This window comes from Mesorhizobium sp. WSM4833 (assembly GCF_055811095.1).
The window spans coordinates 93,538-111,004 of sequence record NZ_JBVVQG010000006.1 but is presented as its reverse complement, the minus strand read 5'-3'; the positions used below and the strand labels follow the sequence as shown (position 1 = coordinate 111,004).

The window sequence follows — 17,467 nt, the reverse complement described above, 5'->3', positions numbered from 1 at the left end:
TGGCAATCAGAATTGAAATGAGACGACATGGACCGCTTCGACCTCGGCACCTACCGCCGCCCCATCTCCACTCGCTCGACAGAAACCCAGCGTTGGTTCGATATTGGCCTTAACTGGTGCTACGGCTTCAACCATGAGGAAGGCATCAAGTGTTTTGAGAAGGCGCTGGAGACGGATCCTCACTGCGCGATGGTTCACTGGGGCATCGCCTATGCCGCTGGACCTTTCTACAATCTGACCTGGAAGGAGCATGGCGAGGCCGAAGCCGACAGCGCGACCAAGCGCTGCTTCGAGCATGTCCAGCTGGCGCGGGCCAATGCGGCTGCCGCCAGTAAGATCGAGAAGCGGCTGATCGAGGCGCTGGCCGCCCGCTTCCAGAAGCCACACCGGGTGAGCCTGGACGAATTCGAACGTTGGGATGACGCCTATGCCGCCGCGATGCGGCTTGTGTATCGGGACTTTCCCGATGACCATGATGTGATGGCCCTGCTGGTCGAAGCACTGATGATGCGCACGGTGCGGCGGCTGTGGAACCTCAAGACCGGCGCGCCGGCGCCGAATTCCGATGTCGTCGAGGCGCTCGACGTCTGCGAGCGGTCGATCCGGCTTGCCGATGAGGCCGGCGCAGCACAACATCCGGCGATCGTCCACCTGCACATCCATCTCCTGGAAATGTCCACGATGCCGGAGCGCGGCATGCGGTCAGCGGATCTGCTCGGCGAAATGTGCCCCGATGCCGGGCACATGAACCACATGCCGGGGCACATCTATGTGCTGTGCGGCGAGTATGAAAAGGCAAAGCGCGCCAGCGAAAAGGCGGTGCGCGCCAATGACCTCTATCTCGCCTATGCCGACGAGCCGACCTATTATTTGCTCGGCTGCTGCCACGATCTGCATCTGATGATGTTCACCTGCATGTTGTCGGGCCAGTACCAGCCTGCACTGTGGGCGGCCGACAGGGTGCGCAGCCTGGTCGCGCGCGACGTGGTCGCCATCCAGGGCCGGCCCAAGCTCACGCAGACGGTGGAAGGCTACCATGCGATGAAATCGCATGTGCAGGTGCGCTTCGGCCGCTGGCAGGAGATCATCGACGAACCGGTCACCGAGGAGCCGGGCCTCTATGTGCTGACGGCGGCCATGCAGCGCTACGCCAAGGGTGTGGCGCATGCGACGCTCAAGCATTTCGCTGAGGCTGAACGTGAGCGCGAAGAGTTCCATCGGCATCTGAAAGGCATTGCGCCCGAGCGGCGCTTCCTCAGCAACCCGGCGCAAGCTTCGCTGGCTGTCGGTGCCGCCCTGCTCGACGGCGAGCTGGCGTACCACCAGGGCCGGCATGAGGAGGCGTATGGCCATTTGCGGCAGGCGGTCGAGCTTGACGACAATCTGTCCTACACCGAGCCGTGGGCCTGGATGCACCCGCCGCGCCATGCGATGGCGGCGCTGCTTCTCGACCAGGGTCACGCGCAGGAAGCAGAACAGGTCTATCGCGACGATCTGGGCCTGAGCGGCAAGGTGCAGCGCTGTGCCCAGCATCCGAACAATGTCTGGGCATTGCACGGGCTGGTGGAATGCCTGAAACGGCGCGGCGAGACCGATGAATTGCCGACATTGCAGACAAGCCTTGCAGCGGCGCTGGCCAAGGCGGATGTGCCGATCACCTCGTCCTGCCTGTGCAGGACGAGCGCGCAGCAAGGCTGCTGTCACTGACGCGGAGTCTGCCTGTCGCCACTGTTGCGGCCGATCGGCTAGAGCAATTCCAGTAAAAGTGTGAAACGGTTTTCCGTCCGGAATTGCGTCAAAACAAGGAGTTAGAGCGGGTCGCCGTCTCCGTGAAACGGCGAACTGCTTTAGCCAAACAAATTGTCGGCCAGATCATCGTTGGCGGTGGAAACCTCGCCGCCCGGGTATGTCACCTGCCGATCAGCCAAGGCTCCATGCTGCGTCGTCCCACGCCTTCGATCAGCACGGAGCAGTCTATCTCATCGTGAAGTTGGGCGTTTGGGTCAGACGAAAGCCAGGAAGCATAGGAGCGAAGCTGCTTGAGCCTGGCTGTTTTCTCAAGCCGTGCCTGGCGCTCATCCTCGGCTGGTTGAGCCGGTCCTTTGTTCTTCTGGGCAGGAAATTGCATCCTGGCTCTCCTCGGTCACCGAGCCTGTGGAGACGGACTCAATCGGGCGTTGGCCCGTTGTCGCTCCGGTCTCTGCGGTTCTGAAGCCAACACATGCGCTGACGGGAGTCGCCATTCATCTTGATGATGGCGGACCCTTATCAACAATGCACCCGCGCCACCGCCGGGTGCTCCTAGTCCGGGTTCACTGCGCGCACGGCACTCGGCAGTCGGACGCAACTGCAGGAAATGGAACCAGATCGGCCGTGCGACGTCATAGAAGCAGGTGCCCATACGGGAGTGTGACCTCCATGATCAGGCTCGTTCTTGTCGCGGTCGCCATGCTCGTCATCGCATGCGATGCAACGGCGGCGGCAAAACTGGACGCGGCCGCCGTCAACAACGCCCAATTTGACGGCAGCGAAGCGAAAGGCGTCAGTGCGACCGTGCTGAAGGCGCAAATCCTCCTGGATCGTGCACGCTTCTCGCCAGGCCTGATCGATGGCCGCCAGGCGGAGAACTTCACCCGGGCAGTCAGTGCGTTCCAAGCGGCCAACGGATTGCCTGCCGACGGCAAGCTCACCCGCGAGACATGGGACAAGCTGGTCGCGACCTCCTCGCGCCCCGCGATTGAGACCTATGATTTGACACGCAAGGATGTGCATGGGCCGTTCACCAGGCGAATTCCGGCGCGCATGGAGAGGATGGCCCGCCTGCCCAGGCTGGCCTACCACAATGCCCTGGAAAAGATGGCGGAGCGCTTCCACATCAGCGAGCAACTGCTTGAACGGCTCAATCCCGGCATCGGCTTCAGGAAGGCGGGGCAAAAGCTGCTCGTGCCAGCTGTCACCCGAGGTGATCCGCCGCAAGACATCGCGAGCGTCGAGGTCGACAAGAGCGCTCGCCAGGTTCGGGTGCTTGACCCTTCCGGCAAAGTGCTTGCGACGTACCCCGCCTCGATCGGAAGCCAGGAGAAGCCCGCGCCGAGTGGCCAGGCGGAGGTCAAACGCGTGGTGCACCACCCAACCTATCATTACGATCCCGAGTTTGCCTTCAAGGGAGTGAGGAGCAAGCGCCCCTTCACGATCGCTGCCGGGCCAAACAATCCGGTGGGATCGGTCTGGATCGACTTGTCCATCGATAGCTACGGCATTCACGGGACTCCGGACCCAGGCAAGATCGGAAAGACCTTCTCGCATGGTTGCATCAGGCTGACCAACTGGGATGCCGAAGACCTCGCCTCCGAAGTGCAAAAAGGCACAAAGGTCGTCTTCAAGGACGAAGCGGCAGGATCGGTCGAACAAGGATCGCAGTAGGTAGGCGCTACGGCCTACCCACTTTCGACCGTGTGACTAGTCACACGGTCGTGTGACTGGCGTCGCCGAGGGCGTGGAGCGGCCCCTTACCCAGCCACTTCTCGTAGTCGGACACCAGCAGATGGATCGGGGCAACGTCTTCGTCGATGTTGGAAAAACGGCCGATCGGTTCGCGAAACACATTGTCGGTGAGATCGTCGTTGACGGTCGAGACCTCGCCGATCAGCACATCCTTGCCCTCGGCCCAAAAGGCATGCCAGACGCCGGGCAGCAGCGTGACGCTCTGGCCCGGGTCGAGCTTCAGGAGCCCGCCCGCAGGCAGCCTGTGGATGGTTCCGTCGACAGGCACCGAAACCTCGGCCTTGGGATCGATGCCGCCGTCGCGGTCATGCATAAACAGTTCCAGCACCAGCTTGCCGCCGCCACGGTTGATGATGTCCTCGGCCTTGATGTTGTGGCGATGCATCGGCGACAGCTGATCCTTGCGCGAGATCATGATCTTCTCGGCATAGAGCATGCCCATGCCCTTCTTCATGTCCTCGTAGCGGCCGTTGCGAACGGTGAACAGGAACAGGCCGAGTTCCCTGAATTTCTCTTGCCCGTAATCGGTGATGTCCCAGCCGAGCCGCGAGGTGAACACCGCCGACGAGTCGACCTGGCGCGCCTTCGCCTCCTGCGGCGACCAATAGGCGAAGGGCGGCATGATGTAGCCGAACGAGCGGATGAAAGCGTCGGCTTCGCGGATGATGTCGTTGATGGCGGAGCGCTTCATGATCATGATCCCTTCGTATCGATTTGTCTGGCAAATCGCATAGCCGAACGTCGATGCGGTGTCGATCCATCTCGCCGCCCTGCCCGGCCTTGCACTTAGGCGCATGGACCACAGATCCGCTTCGCTGGCCGCGTGACATCGCGGATTTTCAGGGCCATAAAACCCGCGGATTCCTCATGGGGTGAAAGATGATGCCGACCGTCCACGACCTCGATACGCCGTCGATTCTCATCGACGCCGCGCGCGCCGAAGCCAATATTGCCCGCGCCCAGGCGCATGCCGACAAGAACGGGCTGAAGCTCAGGCCGCATATCAAGACGCACAAATTGCCCTATTGGGCGAAGAAGCAGGTGGCGGCCGGCGCCGTCGGCATCACCTGCCAGAAGATCGGCGAGGCCGAGGTGATGGCCGATGCCGGGCTGGCCGATATTTTTCTTCCCTACAACATCCTTGGGCGCGCCAAGCTGGAGCGGCTTCTCGCGCTGCACGGGCGCGTCACCCTGTCGGTGACAGCGGACAGCATGGAGACGCTCGAAGGGCTGGCAACCACCTTCACCGATGCCGGTCATCGTCTACCGGTGCTGGTCGAATGCGACACCGGCATGGGACGCTGCGGCGTGCAGTCGGCCGATGAAGCGGTTGCGCTGGCAAGACAGATCGACAGAGCCGGTGGCCTCGCCTTCGGAGGACTGATGACCTACCCGGCCGCCGGGAAGGCAGCGGAGGCCGAAGCCTGGCTCGCCGACGCCAAGCAGGCGCTGGCCGCATCGGGCCTCGCCTGCGAACGCATCTCCAGCGGCGGCACGCCGGATATGTGGCGCTCCAGCGATACATCTGTTGTCACGGAGTATCGTCCAGGCACCTACATCTATCTCGACCGCTATCAGGTCGCCAAAGGCGTCGGCACGCTCGACGATTGCGCGCTGACGGTGCTGTCGACGGTGGTCAGCCATCCCACCGCGACGCGCGCTATCCTCGATGCCGGCAGCAAGGCGCTGTCCAGCGACACGCTGGGTCTCGCCGATTTCGGCGAGTTGCTCGGCGTGCCGGGAGCGCGGGTGACGGGCCTGAGCGAGGAGCACGGCACCGTCACGCTTTCGGGTGACGGCAAATTGCGCATCGGCGAGCGCGTGCGTGTCGTGCCCGACCATTGCTGCGTCGTCACAAACTTGTTCAACGAGGTCAACCTGGTCGACGGCGACAAAGTGCTGGAAACGCTGCCGGTGGCGGCGCGCGGAAGGATGGGGTGAACTAAGAAGCGTCTTGCCTTCTCACACAAGGGGAGAAGGGGGAGAGCGCTCCGCCTGCCGTGCCGCGACCCTGCGCATGGCAATCACCCGGCGACGGCGGATTTCGGTGCGCATCGCCATCAGGTGCAGCGCGAAGAACAGCACGGTGAAGCCGAGCGCCATGACCAGCAGCGGCCACAGCAGGCTGGGGTCGATGGTGGAGCCGCCCATGCGGAACACCGAGGCCGGCTGATGCAGCGTGTTCCACCAGTCGACCGAGAACTTGATGATCGGGATGTTGATGAAGCCGACCAGCGTGATGATGGCGGCGGCCCAGGCGGCGCGGCTGGCATCGTCGAGCGCACGGGTCAGCGCGATGATGCCGAGATACATCAGGAACAGCACGAAGACCGAAGTCAGCCGCGCATCCCAGACCCACCAGGTGCCCCACATCGGCTTGCCCCAGATCGAACCGGTGATCAGCGCCAGCGCGGTGAAGACGGCGCCGATGGGGGCTGCGGATTTCAGCGCGACATCGGCCAGCGGATGCCGCCAGACGAGCGTGCCCAGCGCCGAGATCGCCATCAGCGTGTAGCACATCATGGCCAGCCAGGCGAAAGGCACGTGGATGTACATGATGCGAACGGTGATGCCTTGCTGGAAATCCTCAGGCGCGGCGAAGCTCATATAGAGCCCGACGGCGAGGATCAGTGCGGCGATCGTGGCCAGCCACGGCACGACCTTGTCCGCCAACCCGACGAAGCGCGTCGGGTTGGCGAGATCCATCCAGCTTGTCAGGCGTGAAGTCGTGTCGCTCATGCGGTTCTACATAAACCGCCGCGGCGTTCGGGGCAATCGAGCGGTGGTGTCGCAGGGCTGCAGCGCTCTGCCTTCTCCCCTGTGGGAGAAGGCAGAGACGTGCCTGATCAGGCGGCCGCTTCCTGCTGTTGCAGCACGGTGCGGCTGAGGCGGCGGACCTCCTCGTCGTTGAGCAGGCCGCCAGCGCGCAGCAGGCTGGCAAAGCGGCCATTGCGCAGCGACAGCTCGGTGAAGCCGCCCATCTCGACCACCCTGCCCTTGTCCATGAACACGACCAGATCGGCGTCGCGAACGGTGGTCAGGCGGTGGGCGATGATGAAGGTGGTGCGGTCGCGGCGCAGTTCGTCGATCGCTTCCTTGACGCGGTCCTCGGTCTCGACGTCGAGCGCGCTGGTCGCCTCGTCGAGCACCAGGATCGGTGCGTCCTTCAGCACGGCACGGGCAATGGCGATGCGCTGACGTTCGCCGCCCGACAGCTGGCCGCCACGTTCGCCAACCACCGTGTCGTAGCCATTGCTCTTGGACAGGATGAAGTCCTGTGCGGCAGCCGCATTGGCAGCGGCATGGATCTCGTCATTGCTTGCATCGGCGCGGCCGACACGAATGTTGTCCTCGATCGAGCGGTTGAGCAGGCCGGCATCCTGGAACACGGTGGCGATCGAATGGCGCACCGACTTGCGGGTCACGGTGCGGGTGTCGATGCCGTCGATCAGTATACGGCCATGGGACGGCGAGAAGACACGCTGCAGCAGGTTGATGAGCGTGGTCTTGCCGGCACCCGTCGGGCCCACGATGGCGACGGTCTGGCCCGCCTGCACCTCGAAGGACACGTCGTCGATGCCTTGGCCGGAATTGGCGAATTCAAAGCCGACATTCTCGAAGCGCACATGGCCGGTGACGTTGGAAAGATCGCGCAAGCCGTCCGGCTCGGCGGAATCAGCCGCGGAGTCCTCGAGATGGTAGAAATCCTCGAGCTTGGCACGGGCCTCGGAAATCTGGTTGGCGAAAGCCGACATCTGGTCGAGGCGAGCGATCAGCATCGTGGCAAAACCGGTGAAGGCAATGACGTCGCCGACACCCAACTGACCATGAGTCACGAGATAGGAGCCGATCGACAACACGATCAGCATCGAGATTGCCGATGACAGACGGTGCAAGGCATTGGCCAGCGCCCACCAGTCGAGCACAGGGTTCTGCGCGTCGAGCAGGTTCTTGACGTAGCGGCGCAGCGTATCGGCCTCGTGGCCGAGCCGATTGTAGCTCTGCAGCACCGCAACGTTGCTGACCGAGTCGGTCACATGCGCGAACACCTTGTGGTAGTGGCGCTCGACCGCGGCCTGGCCCGCCTTGGTGCGGCGCATGACCATCCGGCCGATGCCGACATAGAGCAGCCCGAGGCCAAGCAGCACCAGCGACATGCGCAGGTCCATGCTGATCGCGGTCGGGACCAGCAGCACGAGGGCGACAGCCGTGGACAGATGCTGGCGCATGAATTCGAGCCAAAGGCTGAACAGGGTTTCGACGGCGCGCAGCATCGTGTGCAGCGCATTGGAGGTGCCGTGCTGATGGTGCCAGGCGAGCGGCATGGTGATCACGCGCTCGAACGACTCGCAAAGCACTTCGCTGCGCCGAGCATGGGCGAAACGGTCAGCGCCGCGCGCCACCATGACGAAGGCAACGATGTTGAAGGCGCCGAGACCGGCCCACATGACCAGCGTGGTGAAGACAGAGCCGCGCTCGGAGATGGCGCCGATGACGCGACCGAACATAATCGGCTCGAGAAGCGCTACGATGGCGAGAGCCACGTTGGCCGAACAGATCAACGCAACGCGTTTCCTGTCCGCGGCCAGATAACCGAGAGCTCGCCAGTAGATTTGCAGAAGGGTCACCCCAGTTACTCCGCCACGCTGTTTATTGTGCACTGCATCATTTTATTCGTACCGGTTGATACGTCGCAAAACAATGGCCGTGTACCCCTTCAGTTCCCTTAGAGCGAACAAAAGATGGCGACGTTCCGAAATCTGCCGTGATCACCTAACGGTTTGAGAAGACAGGTAAAATGTCAGGCATGCGGCGAAATCATGGCAGTTGGCACGTGCTGCCATAATTTTAATCAGCAACAATGTCGGGCGGATGACTGAGGCCGAAATCGCCTTTCGCGAAGTATAAAGCAAAACAAAGCTGCAGGATGCCCTTCCAGGCGAAGGGTGGCCAAACCCTCACCGCTCGCGGCTACTCCTATGGGACGCCTCAAGCCTTTGATTTCATAGACCTCTCGGCGAGATGCCCGTCAACGGCAGACGGCAACGCCAGGCGGGATGGGGCCTCTCATCCGCCGTGGTGACAAAAGTCGCGGCCCGGAACCCCGCCCCGAGCGCATGCTTTTTGGGCAACAGGCCTCAGGCCGGGATCCTGACGACAACCTCGGCAACTTCGCCGTCCTTCAGCTCGACTGCCGAAGCCTTGGTCTTTGCCCCATTCACCTCCAGCGACACGGCCTTGGCCTTATTGTCGCGGATGACGCGAACCTTGAGTTCCGCCCCCAGCATTTTGAGATTTGCCGAGTACCCATCCCAGTGGCTTGGCAGCTTCGGCTTGAACTGGACACGCTTGCCGCGCCGTTCGATGCCCAGAATGCCTTCGACTGCAGCCCTGTAGAGCCAGCCGGCAGAGCCGGTGTACCAGGTCCAGCCGCCACGGCCGCCCTTGCCGTTGCCGGCATTGTCGTCCCCGGCATAGATGTCGGCCGCCACGACATAGGGCTCCACTCGATAGTGCTCGGCCGTGGCCTCGTCGGTCGCGTGGTTGACGGGATTCAGCATCGAGAAACAACGATAGGCCTCGTCGACCTGCCCCATCTCGGCAAGCGCGATGACGAACCATGTGGCGGCGTGGGTGTACTGGCCGCCATTCTCGCGCACGCCAGGCGGATAGCTCTTGATGTAACCGGGGTCCTTTTCCGTCTTCGAGAATGGCGGCGTGAACAGCTTGACGATCTTCAGCTTGTCGTCGACGAGCAGCTTCGTTGCTTGCTCCATGGCGGTGGTCGACCGTGCCGGGTCGCCCTCTCCCGAAAGCACACTCCAGGACTGGGCGATCGAGTCGATCTTGCACTCCTGCGAGTTGCGAGACCCCAAAGGCGTGCCGTCGTCGAAACTGCCGCGCCGGTACCATTCGCCGTCCCATGCGGTGCTCTCAAGCGCCCGCTTCAGAACATCGGCATGCTTTGCCCAGGCCTGTGCTCGCTTGGCATCACCCTCGGTCTTGGCGACGGGGGCGAAATCGCCCAGCGTCTTCAGCAGGAACCAGCCGAGCCAGACGCTCTCGCCCTTGCCGTGCTCGCCGACGCGGTTCATGCCGTCGTTCCAGTCGCCGCCGAGGATCAGCGGCAGGCCCGCGGGGCTGCTGCGCTTGATGGCGAGATCGAGCGCACGCGCGCAATGGTCGTAGAGCGTCGCTGTCTTCTTCGAGATTTCCGGGGTGAAGAAGGCATCGTGCTCGCCCTCGCCCAGCGGCTGTCCATCGATGAAGGCCAATTGCTCCTTGAGGATGGAGGCATCGCCAGTGACCAGCAAATAGCGCGCCGTAGCGTGGGCAAGCCAGACCACGTCGTCGGAGATCAACGTGCGTACGCCAGCACCCGTGCGCGGCAGCCACCAGTGCTGCACGTCGCCTTCGGGGAACTGCCGCCGCGCCGCGTTGAGGATCTGGTCGCGCGCCAGCTGCGGGTCATGTGCCAGCAGCGCCAGCGTATCCTGCAACTGGTCGCGGAAGCCGAAGGCGCCGCTGGCCTGATAAAAGGCCGAGCGGGCGCGGATGCGGCAGGCCAGGCTTTGATAGGGAAGCCAGTGGTTGACCATGGCGTCGAGCGCCTTGTCGGGCGTCTCGACCTGGATGGTGTCGAGGAAGCCGCGCCATTCGCGCTCATTGTCGGCCAATCGCTGGTCGAAGTCCTTGGCCCGATGCTCCTGCACCAGCGCGCTCGCCTCCTCGACCGACTCGGCGTCGCCGAGCAGCCAGAGCAGCGTCACGTCGCCGCCTGCCGGGATCTCGACGTCGCGGGCAATCGCCGCGCACGGATCGTCGCCGGCCTCGACACGGCCAGACAGCGCCGCACCGCTCAGCACCGCCTGCGGTAGCTCGCTGGAGCCATGCCGGCCCAGGAACTCCGATCGGTCTGTCGTCACCGAATGGACGCCGCCGTCGGCCGCCAGGAACGCAACCCGCTCGCCGAAATCCAGCCCGTAGGGGTTTTGTGCGAGCAGCGCCCCACTGGCGGCATCCCGCGACGGGACGATGGTTGCCGCAGTGCGCGACCGATGCCCGCCGAGCACCCATTCGGCATAGGCATAGACACGCAGCCGCGCCGGCACCGAGCCGGAATTCTGGATGCGCAGCCGCGAGATTTTCAGGGAATCGACCGGATCGACGACATGGGTAAGGTCCATCGACAACGGTCCGCGCTTCGAGCGGAAGGTCGAGAAACCCTGGCCGTGCCAGGCCTCGTAGGTCATCGAGGGATCGCGCACCATGGCGGCGAGCGGCGAGAATGCCTTGCCGCTGGCCTGATCGTAGATATAGAGGCCCTCGCCCGGGCGGTTCGAGACCGGATCATTCGACCACGGCGTCAATTGGTAGTCGCGGCTGTTTCGGCTCCAGGTGAAGGCTGCGCCCTCGGCGGAGGTGTGGAACCCGAACGAGGCGTTGGAGACGACGTTGATCCACGGCTGCGGCGTCGTGCGCCGCCCGGCCAGGCGCACGACATAGTGCCGTCCGTCGCCGTCGAAACCGCCAAAGCCGTTCCATTGGCTGAGTCCGCTGCCATCGGCGCTGACATTGGCCACCGCCTGCGAGGCAGGAGTATGCGTCGTGGGTGTCGGCGACGGCAATTCACGCGGAATCGGCAACGTTGCCAGAGCATCCCGCGCCTGCAGGGCCGCCGCCTCGGCGCGCTCGATCTGGTCGAAGATGGTGCCGTTGCGCGTGTGCAGGACGACGCGGGCGACGGCGAGCAGCGTCTTGTAGGTGGTCTCGTCCATAAGATCGCGGCGCACCGCGAAAATGTGCTGGCGCGGCCCGAGCTCCTTGCCGCGCAGACGGCTGTTTTCGCACAGCGTCTCGACCGCCCGCTGCAGGTCCTGGACATAGGAGGACGCCTGCTCGTTGACGACGACGAAGTCGATCATCATGCCGCGGGTGCGCATATATTCCTGGAACCGCAGCGCCTGAGCGACGATTTCGAGATCGGCGACATCGCCGATCCTGACCAGGAAGATCGGGAAATCGCCGGAAATGCTTGTCGGCCACAGGCTCGACTGCTTGCCCAGCCCCGAGGCGATGGATTCGGCGGGAAGACGCAGGAACGGATCCGGATAGATCAGATAGCGCGCCAGCTTCTGCACATTGGCGGCATCGGTCAGGCTGAGGCCCATGTGGCGGGTCTGCACCTGGCTCCGCGTCCAGGCAAGCATGGCCTGGCGGGCAAAGCTCTCCGGATGGTCGAGGCGGGCGATGGCTTCGTCCAGTTCGGCACGGCCGGCGCCGACAACCGTCCAGAAGGTCAGCGATATCTTCTTGTTGGCCGGCACGCGCACCTGGCGGCGCAGCGAGGCGACGGGATCGAGCGTAGAGCCTGAGTGGCCGCCCAGCCTGGCGCCCGGGTCGAAAGCGGCTGCGTCGACGATGGTGCGGCCACGGCCGATGAAGGCGCGCCTGTCGGTCTCGGCCTCGGCGTCGCGCGCCGATCCGGACGGATCGGTGACGAAATGCACCATGGCGATATCGGGCTCGCTGGTCTCGCGCTTGCGCCGCGTGGCGAAGATCGCCGCGTTGTTCGCAGAGATTTCGGTTTCCACGAACATCTTCGAGAAGGCCGGATGCGCGTTGTCGGACGCCTCCAGGCCGAGCACCAGCTCGGCAAAGGAGGTCACTTCGATGTGACGGTCGGACGGACCGTCATTGTAGAGCGTGACCCGACGGCCCTCGCCATTGCCTTCCGAGATGACGATACATTCGACCTCGGAGCGCAACGTGCCCACCGATTTGACGAAGCTCGCCTTGTCGTCGGAGAACAAGGTCTGCGCCTTTTCCTCGGCGGCTCGCTTCGGTTCGGCTGTAGCCGACCACCAGTCGCCGGTGCCGGCGTCACGCAGGAAGATGTAGGAGCCGAGCCGGTCCTCGGTCGGATCCGGCTGCCAGCGGGTGACGGAGAGATCGCCCCAGCGGCTGTAGCCCGAGCCGGTCGCGCTGACCATCACCGAATAGCGGCCGTTCGACATGACGTTGGTCGACCGCAGCGACTGCAGCGGATTGAGCACGATGCGGGTGTCGGGGCTGTCGACTTCGGTCTCGTCCTTGGAGCGTTCGTCGGCCTCGGTCCTGACGGTCGCGGTCGGGATGTCGCGCGGCGCCCTCTCCTGCAGCAAGAGTTCGGCCGATTCGATGACCGGATCGCTGTGGAAGCGGTCGCGCATGCGACCTTCGAAGATGGCGTCGGCAACCGCCGCGATCGACATGCCCGAATGGTGGGCCATATAATTCTGGACGACGACATGGTCCGTGCCTTCCGGCACGCGCTGTGGCGTGAAGTCGACGGCATCGTAGTAGCCGTGGCGGCCGAGCGCCCCGATCTCCCGCAATCGGGCGAGATTCAGCACGGCTTCACGCGGATTGAACTGGGCCGCCAGTATGGTGGCGTAAGGCGCGATCACCGTGTTCTGGCCAAGACCGCGCTTCAGCCCGAGGCCTGGAACGCCGAAATTGGTATATTGGTAGGTCAGTTCGCGGTCGCGGGCATTGTAGGCGGCCTCCGAAATGCCCCACGGCACGTTCTTCTGGCGGCCATACTGGATCTGGCGCTTGATGATCAGCTTGCTGGTCTGGTTGAGGATTGAGCCCTGCGGCTCCTTCATGACCAGCGGCGGCATCAGATATTCGAACATCGAGCCGGACCAGGACATCAGCGCGCCCTGGAAACCGATTTCGACGATCGGCCGGCCAAGCCTGAACCAGTGCTCGGTCGGCAGATCGCCCTTGGCGATGGCGAACAGGCTGGTCAGCCGTGCTTCGGAAGCCAGAAGGTCGTAGCAGCTTTCGTCGAGCTGGTGTTCCTCGACCCGGTAGCCGATCGACAGCAGCTTGCGCTCCGGCCGCATCAGGAAGGAGAAATCCATCTCGAAGGCATAGCGGCGGGTGCGCTCGCGTAAGGTGAGCAGCTTGGCACGCAGCGCCTCGACGGCATTGTCGTCGCTGTGCGCGTCATGGACGTGCGCTTCGCAGGTGGCTTCCAGCCTTGCCGCCCAGTCGACGATGACGTCGCTCTGGGGCGACACCGCCTCGGTATGGATGGCGGTGGCCAATTTGCGGATCTCGCCTGCCAGCACAGCCAGGTTGATGGTGCGGATCGACGCCATTTCGGGCTGCGCCTTGATGGTGTCGACAGCGCGCCGCATGCCGTCGAGACGGTCGGCGAGGCGCTGGCGCAGCGGGCGCAGCTGACGGCGGTCGTCGGGCAGATCATCGAGGCTTTCGCTGAGGATGGTGACCGTGTCCAGAATGCCTTCGAAATCGCCCTGGAGGTGGACGGAGGGCGCCTCCGCCCATTCGGCGCAGGCGGCCGCCACCGCCACCAGATGGCCGGCCAGATTGCCGCTGTCGACTGCCGAGATGTAAAGCGGATAGAGCGGCTTCAGCGTCGTGGTGTCGTACCAGTTGAAGAGGTGACCGCGCTCACGCGGCATGCCCTCGATCGTGGCCATGGTGGCGTCGATGCGGGTGATGGCGTCGGACAGGCTGATCCAGCCGAAGTCGCGGGCGGAAACGACGGACAGCAGGTAGACGCCGATATTGGTGGGCGAAGTACGAGGCGCCACCACCGGTGCCGGGCTTTCCTGGAAATTGTCGGGCGGCAGATGGTGATGCTCTGCCGTCACGAAGCTTTCGAAATAATGCCATGTGCGCCGCGCCACCGTGCGCAACGTATGGATATCGGCCTGCGATATGCGCAAGCGATCCTCGGTTTCAGCCGAACGGCTGATCCAGCTGGCGATGGCGGGCGAGCCAATCCAGAACAGCGCGAAGAAGAAGGCAACGAAGGCGCCGGTCGAATCGGCCAGTACCGGAATGGCAAGGCCGACGAAGCCGATGATTACGGCGCCATACATCATGCCGTAATACGAACCGACATCGTTGTCGCCCGCCTTGTGCGCCTGCGAGGCGGTGCGCCATTCCAAAAGGTTCTGGCGGCTGACGAACAACCGATAGAGCGTGCGCACGATGGCATCGCCCATCATCCAGGCGTTGTGCGCCATCAGGACGATCTTCAGCGCCACCATGGCGGTGCCGAAGGCGACGTCGCGTGCCAGGGCCGAGAAATGGCCGCGTGGCGTCTGGTCGCCGCTCTTGGGCAGGATGGCGTTGACGATGTCGAATGTCGGCGCCATGAACAGGCTGAGGATCAGCAGGGCCTGCCATTGCGCGGCCTGTGTGAAGGGCAGCAGCGTCCAGCCGGCAATCGCCGCCATCACCCAGAAGATCGGCGTCAGCGAGCGGCGCAGATTGTCGATCATCTTCCAGCGCGACAGCGCCGGCACGCCGGAGCGCGGATCGAGCATGAAGCCGAGCAACTGCCAGTCGCCGCGTGCCCAGCGATGGTGGCGCGAGGCGTCGACCGAGTAGCGGGTCGGATAGTCCTCGACCAGTTCGACGTCGGTGACCAGCGCCGAGCGCGCCAGCGCGCCTTCCAGCAGATCGTGGCTGAGGATGGTGTTTTCCTCGATGCGGCCCTGCAGGGCGGCCTCGAAGGCGTCGACGTGATAGAGGCCCTTGCCGGTGAAGGACCCGTCGCCGAAAACGTCCTGATAGAGATCGGACACGGCAAAGACATAAGGGTCGAGGCCGCGATTGGCCGAGAACACCCGCTGGAAGAACGACGCATCGTCGCCTGATGTCAGCGACGCGGTGATGCGCGGCTGCAGGATCGCGTAGCCGGCGGTGACGACGCGCTTGCTGGCATCGAAATGCGGCCGGTTGAGCGGGTGGCAGAGCTTGCCTACGAGGGTGGCGACCGCGTCACGGGTGGTGCGCGTGTCGGCATCGAGCGTCATCACGTGGACGACGTTCTCCGGCAGCGGCACGTCGAGCGGCAGGAACGTGGTGTCGCTGTCGCCGCGCAGCAGAAGGTCGAGTTCATGCAGCTTGCCGCGCTTGCGCTCCCAGCCCATCCACGACCCTTGCGCCGCATTGAAGAGCCGGCGCCGGTGCAGGATATAGAAGCGCGGCGCGCCTTCGGAGGGATAGCGTGCGTTGAGGCGAGCGATCTCGGCACGCGCGAATTCGAGGATTTCGGTGTCGGCAGCATCGATCTCGGTCTTCGAGTCCGGCCAGTCCGACAGCAGCGCGAAATGGATTTCATCGGCCGTGTTGGCGAGATGATGCACCTCGATATTGCGGATGTTTTCCTCGACATCGTCGCGCGAGCCGATCAGCGACGGCACCACCACCAGCGTGCGCGCCTCGGGCGGCACGCCGTGCCGGTAATCGTAGCCGACGAGGCGCGTCGGTTTCAGGAACAGCGAAACGACCGTGTTGAAGAAGGCGAGCGCGCCCTCGCTGGCCGGCACGGCAAAAAGCGCCAGCATGAGGACGATCGAGGGCACCGACAGGCCGAGATTGGCAAGCGCGTTGCCTGAGAGGACGAGAAGCAGCGCCGTCAGCGCAAACACCGGTACGACGATGCCGAGCCAGCCGGTCTTGCGGAAGGCACGCTTGACTGTCTGGCTGATGGTGGGTCGATAGCCGATCGCCTTCTCCAGCTCGAGCCGGCGTGGGCCGACGAGAAAGAAGCCGACATCGGTGTGGGCGGACCCGGTTAAAACGACGTCGCCGTCGCCATCGCTGGCGGCGTGGCCGGCCAGCTCGATGGCCTTCTCGGCGACGCGATATTCCGAAAGGTTCGAGCGGCGCGCCAATTCCTCGATCGCGGTCCGGTACTGGTCGCGCGAGAAGAAGTCGAGCGCGGCGAAATCGGTGCGCTCGCGCAGCACGGTGTCGATGCGGCTGACGCCTTCGAACCACACGGTCCAATCGACGTCGTTGATGAGGCGCAGGCCGCGAATGATGTTGCCCGTCGTCACATTGCCGCTGGACAACGTGTGATGTTCGGAAATGATGATTTCCTCGGCATCGGAGCCGGTCTTTTCGAGCTCGCCTTCCAGCCATTCCAGAGCCTTGCCGGCATTCTGCGAGCCATCGCGCAGGCGATAGAGCAGCTGGGTGGCGAAGGTGGTGTCCTGTGCGTGGGCGCTGAAATTGGACAGGATCGACTGCCGGTCGGCGCTGTCGTCGGTGGCCAGGACCTTGTCGGCCACATCGTTGGCGATCTGACGCATCTGACGGGTTCGATTGACCCTGACCGCCAGCCGGCGCAGATTTTCGATCAGCACGAAGCGCAACAGCGAAGGCAGCGCCCAGAGTTCGCCGATCTTCAGCGGCTCGACCGACTGAAAACCCTGGACGATGGACTTGAACATCGTCGCCGAAACGGAACTGTCCGAATGTGCGACATAGGTCCAGGCCAGCGCCAGCGCGCGCGGCACGCTGCCGCCGTCAGGCAGCTTCAGGGTCGGCAACTGGCGATAGAAGCGGCGCGGCAGGTCGCGCTTGACCTGGAAAATGGTCTCTTCGACCAGGTAATTGTTATCGAGCAGCCATTGTGCCGCCGGCGTGATCGTCTCGCCCCTCGCCTGCGCCGCATTGGTCGACCGGTAGACTTCCAAAATCTTCTTGGCGCTGTCGCGGATACGGGCCTGAAAATCGAAGGGCGTCAGCCCGAACAGATCTGTGAGGTCGCATTTCGCCAGGCTTTCACCGAGCAGCCGAAGGCGCTCTTCGGGCAGGTAATTGGAGCGGATCGGCTCTTCGGTGATGGCCGGGAAGCTCGCGCTTGTCTTCTCGATTTGGGCAGGATTCGTCTGAATATTCATTGAAAATTCCGTAAGCGGGCACTGAGCGGCGTCACCGCCACGGCAATGGCCCTAAAACCGGTTCAAATGCAATTGGTTGCATAAACCCCACTTGCCGAAAGTTTGTTTCCGCACCACGACAGGGCGTCGTCTCTCAGCAAAACTCAAAGACAAGCACCCCACTTCCCGCCAGCCAGATCGGCGGAGAGGATTCAGGCTTTTTCGTGATGCCGCCAGCAGCTTACGCTATATTTCGCCGGTAC

At 63.6% G+C, this 17,467-nt stretch carries 8 protein-coding genes; 3 read left to right on the top strand and 5 right to left on the bottom strand.

Annotated features, from left to right (window positions below; all coding sequences use genetic code 11):
- Positions 1-27: 27 nt before the first annotated feature.
- Positions 28-1,707 carry a tetratricopeptide repeat protein gene (locus tag AC0L2D_RS13535; RefSeq protein ID WP_473541321.1) on the top strand — a complete coding sequence of 560 codons (1,680 nt, stop codon included), beginning with the start codon at positions 28-30 and terminating at the stop codon, positions 1,705-1,707.
- A 202-nt stretch (positions 1,708-1,909) separates the two neighbouring features.
- Here AC0L2D_RS13535 and AC0L2D_RS13530 read toward each other — a convergent pair whose 3' ends face one another.
- A complete protein-coding gene (locus tag AC0L2D_RS13530) occupies positions 1,910-2,128 on the bottom strand; it encodes a hypothetical protein (protein ID WP_013532292.1) in 219 nt (72 codons plus the stop codon).
- Positions 2,129-2,418: 290 nt separating this feature from the next.
- Here AC0L2D_RS13530 and AC0L2D_RS13525 point away from each other — a divergent pair, with 290 nt between their 5' ends.
- Positions 2,419-3,423 carry a L,D-transpeptidase family protein gene (locus AC0L2D_RS13525; RefSeq protein ID WP_013532293.1) on the top strand — a complete coding sequence of 335 codons (1,005 nt, stop codon included), beginning with the start codon at positions 2,419-2,421 and terminating at the stop codon, positions 3,421-3,423.
- A gap of 40 nt (positions 3,424-3,463) precedes the next feature.
- On the opposite strand, the gene AC0L2D_RS13520 is transcribed toward AC0L2D_RS13525, so the two are convergent.
- Complete coding sequence (locus tag AC0L2D_RS13520; RefSeq protein WP_473541319.1) at positions 3,464-4,195, bottom strand: D-lyxose/D-mannose family sugar isomerase; 732 nt, start codon at positions 4,193-4,195, stop codon at positions 3,464-3,466.
- A gap of 191 nt (positions 4,196-4,386) precedes the next feature.
- On the opposite strand from AC0L2D_RS13520, the gene AC0L2D_RS13515 reads away from it, so the two are divergent.
- Positions 4,387-5,445 carry a D-TA family PLP-dependent enzyme gene (locus AC0L2D_RS13515; RefSeq protein ID WP_473541445.1) on the top strand — a complete coding sequence of 353 codons (1,059 nt, stop codon included), beginning with the start codon at positions 4,387-4,389 and terminating at the stop codon, positions 5,443-5,445.
- A gap of 21 nt (positions 5,446-5,466) precedes the next feature.
- Here the strand turns inward: AC0L2D_RS13515 and AC0L2D_RS13510 are convergent, their stop codons facing one another.
- The 3 genes from AC0L2D_RS13510 to AC0L2D_RS13500 all read right to left on the bottom strand — a co-directional run bounded on the left by AC0L2D_RS13510 (position 5,467) and on the right by AC0L2D_RS13500 (position 17,225).
- Positions 5,467-6,243, bottom strand: coding sequence for a heme ABC transporter permease (locus tag AC0L2D_RS13510; RefSeq protein WP_473541317.1), 777 nt, complete (start codon positions 6,241-6,243; stop codon positions 5,467-5,469).
- 107 nt (positions 6,244-6,350) lie between these two features.
- Positions 6,351-8,132, bottom strand: a complete 1,782-nt coding sequence (locus AC0L2D_RS13505; RefSeq protein WP_013532297.1) for a glucan ABC transporter ATP-binding protein/ permease — start codon at positions 8,130-8,132, stop codon at positions 6,351-6,353.
- A 510-nt stretch (positions 8,133-8,642) separates the two neighbouring features.
- On the bottom strand, positions 8,643-17,225 hold the full coding sequence (locus AC0L2D_RS13500) for a glycoside hydrolase family 94 protein (protein WP_473541315.1): 8,583 nt from the start codon (positions 17,223-17,225) through the stop codon (positions 8,643-8,645).
- Between the last annotated feature and the right edge of the window lie 242 nt (positions 17,226-17,467).

Excerpts from the sequence above, each read along its gene's own strand:
- AC0L2D_RS13535 (WP_473541321.1), top strand. The coding sequence starts at position 28 with ATGGACCGCTTCGACCTCGGCACCTACCGCCGCCCCATCTCCACTCGC.
- AC0L2D_RS13530 (WP_013532292.1), bottom strand. The coding sequence starts at position 2,128 with ATGCAATTTCCTGCCCAGAAGAACAAAGGACCGGCTCAACCAGCCGAG.
- AC0L2D_RS13525 (WP_013532293.1), top strand. The coding sequence starts at position 2,419 with ATGATCAGGCTCGTTCTTGTCGCGGTCGCCATGCTCGTCATCGCATGC.
- AC0L2D_RS13520 (WP_473541319.1), bottom strand. The coding sequence starts at position 4,195 with ATGAAGCGCTCCGCCATCAACGACATCATCCGCGAAGCCGACGCTTTC.
- AC0L2D_RS13515 (WP_473541445.1), top strand. The coding sequence starts at position 4,387 with ATGCCGACCGTCCACGACCTCGATACGCCGTCGATTCTCATCGACGCC.
- AC0L2D_RS13510 (WP_473541317.1), bottom strand. The coding sequence starts at position 6,243 with ATGAGCGACACGACTTCACGCCTGACAAGCTGGATGGATCTCGCCAAC.
- AC0L2D_RS13500 (WP_473541315.1), bottom strand. The coding sequence starts at position 17,225 with ATGAATATTCAGACGAATCCTGCCCAAATCGAGAAGACAAGCGCGAGC.